The organism is Streptomyces viridochromogenes DSM 40736 (genome assembly GCF_000158955.1).
Taxonomy (GTDB): Bacteria; Actinomycetota; Actinomycetes; order Streptomycetales; family Streptomycetaceae; genus Streptomyces; species Streptomyces venetus.
This window is the reverse complement of sequence record NZ_GG657757.1, coordinates 1,789,493-1,791,784: the sequence shown is the minus strand read 5'-3', so window position 1 is coordinate 1,791,784 and position 2,292 is coordinate 1,789,493. Positions and strand designations below refer to the sequence as shown.

Annotated in this window: 4 protein-coding genes; 2 read left to right on the top strand and 2 right to left on the bottom strand. The window is 72.0% G+C overall.

Annotated features, from left to right (window positions below; genetic code table 11):
* A partial coding sequence (locus SSQG_RS07795; RefSeq protein ID WP_003989184.1) for a TetR/AcrR family transcriptional regulator occupies window positions 1–598 on the top strand: 598 nt, incomplete at its 5' end.
* Window positions 599–626: 28 nt separating this feature from the next.
* Here the strand turns inward: SSQG_RS07795 and SSQG_RS07790 are convergent.
* The gene (locus tag SSQG_RS07790; protein WP_003989183.1) at window positions 627–1,088 is read right to left on the bottom strand and encodes a MaoC family dehydratase; all 462 of its coding nucleotides are present in this window, start codon (window positions 1,086–1,088) and stop codon (window positions 627–629) included.
* Between the two features lie 109 nt (window positions 1,089–1,197).
* On the opposite strand from SSQG_RS07790, the gene soxR reads away from it, so the two are divergent.
* Window positions 1,198–1,662 carry a redox-sensitive transcriptional activator SoxR gene (gene soxR, locus SSQG_RS07785; RefSeq protein ID WP_039932122.1) on the top strand — a complete coding sequence of 155 codons (465 nt, stop codon included), beginning with the start codon at window positions 1,198–1,200 and terminating at the stop codon, window positions 1,660–1,662.
* 110 nt (window positions 1,663–1,772) lie between these two features.
* On the opposite strand, the gene SSQG_RS07780 is transcribed toward soxR, so the two are convergent.
* Window positions 1,773–2,292 (bottom strand): 3-keto-5-aminohexanoate cleavage protein (locus SSQG_RS07780; RefSeq protein ID WP_039932121.1); only part of this gene is annotated, 520 nt, incomplete at its 5' end.

The window sequence follows — 2,292 nt, the reverse complement described above, 5'->3', positions numbered from 1 at the left end:
CGGCGAGGCGCAGGCGTGGGGCGAGGTCACGCCCGACGCGGCGCGGCGGCTGCTGATCGCCGCGGTGGAGGCCTTCGCCGAGCGTGGCTACCACGCCACGACGACCCGGGACATCGCGGGGCGCGCCGGGATGAGCCCGGCCGCGCTCTACATCCACTACAAGACCAAGGAAGAGCTGCTGCACCGCATCAGCAGGATCGGGCACCAGAAGGCCCTGGAGATCCTGCAGACGGCGTCCCGGCGCGAGGGCACCGCCCGTGAGCGTCTGGCCGACGCGGTCGGCTCCTTCGTTCGCTGGCACGCCGGCGGACGCACCACCGCCCGGGTCGTCCAGTACGAGCTGGACTCGCTCGGCCCCGACGCCCGCGCCGAGATCCTCGCGCTGCGCCGGCAGTGCGACGCGGAGGTGCGGGGGATCATCGAGGACGGCGTGGCCGCGGGCGAGTTCGACGTGCTGGACGTGAAGGGCACGACCCTGGCCGTTCTCTCGCTCTGCATCGACGTGGCCCGCTGGTTCAACGTCGACGGGCCGTGGACGCCGGACGAGGTCGGCACGCTCTATGCCGACCTCGTGCTGCGCATGGTGGGGGAGAAGTAGCCCGCCGGGCCGGAGGCGGCGGCGGAGGTCAGAGGTAGTAGCGGGCGACGGACTCGGCGACGCACACGGGCTTGTCGCCGCCCTCGCGCTCCACGGTGAAGGCGACGGTGACCTGGACGCCGCCGGTCACGTCCTCGACGCCGGTGATGGCGGCGGTGGCGCGCAGCCGGGAGCCGACGGGGACGGGCGCGGGGAAACGCACCTTGTTGGTGCCGTAGTTGACGCCCATCTTCACGCCCTCGACGGCGATCAGCTGCGGCCCGAAGAGGGGGAGCAGCGACAGGGTCAGATAGCCGTGCGCGATGGTGGTGCCGAAGGGGCCCGCGGCGGCCTTCTCCGGGTCGACGTGGATCCACTGGTGGTCGCCGGTGGCCTCGGCGAAGAGGTCGATCCGCTTCTGGTCGACGTCGAGCCAGTCGGTGTACCCCAGTTGCTCGCCCACCGCCGACTTCAGTTCGTCGACGGACGTGAAGATCCTCGGCTCTGCCATGACCCGGCCTCTCGGTTCAGAAGGTCTGCCTGCTCGTGTTTCCCTAAGCGACTGCTTAGCATGGTCGGCCGAGGGAGCCGTGTCAACGGTCGACTGTAGGGTTCGGGGAGTGCCCCAGATTCCAGAGAAGATCCATGAGCTCACGGTCGGCCAGCTGGCGGCGCGCAGCGGGGCCGCCGTCTCGGCGCTGCACTTCTACGAGTCGAAGGGGCTGATCAACAGCCGCCGCACCTCGGGCAACCAGCGCCGCTACTCGCGGGACGCGCTGCGCAGGGTCGCTTTCATCCGGGCGGCGCAACGGGTCGGCATCCCGCTGGCGACGATCCGCGAGGCGCTGGCGGAACTCCCCGAGGAGCGGACGCCGACGCGGGAGGACTGGGCTCACCTCTCCGAGGCCTGGCGCTCGGAGCTGGACGAACGCATCAAGCAGATGGAACGCCTCCGCGACCACCTCACCGACTGCATCGGCTGCGGCTGTCTCTCCCTGGACGCCTGCGTCCTCTCCAACCCGGACGACGCCTTCGGCGAACGCCGCGCAGGCTCCCGGCTGATGATCGAGGCCCACCGCAGGTAATCCGCCGAGCTGCGGGCAGTCGTGCCGCTGGGGCGGCACGGGTGGGCGCAGCGGCACCCCGCCACGCCGGGCTGCGCAACCCCCCGGCACCAGCCCCAACGCCCAGCACCTCACAGCGCACCCTGCGCGTACTCCGCCAACCCCGCCGAAACCAACGCCGCGTTGGACCCGGCCCACCGCCCGTCCGGCAGGACCAGCACATCCTCCAGCCCGACCCGGGTATCCACCCCCAGCCGCCCCGCAAACCGCACCACCGGCCACGCACCCCCGCCCTCCCCGTGCAGCAACACAGGGCGGCCGTGGGCGGCACCGATGTCGGACAGCAGTGCCCGCGCGGAGGAAACCGCGCCTTCCGCATCCACGTCCGTCACCTCCGCCAGCACCCGCAACACCCTCGGCCCCAACGGAGACACGGCGAACCGCTCCGCCCCGTCCGTCCCGGACCAGATGCCGGCCTCCACCCCCACGCCCAGTTCGAGAAGCACGGCGGCGATCTCCTCCGCGCCCTCTTCATGCCAGTTGACCGAGGCGTGATCGGGCAGCACCGGCAGCGTCGCCCAACTCCGCACCCGCTCCAGCCGCCCGGCGGGGTCCGGCTCGGCCCACGCCCCCGTGGTCACCCCCACGGGA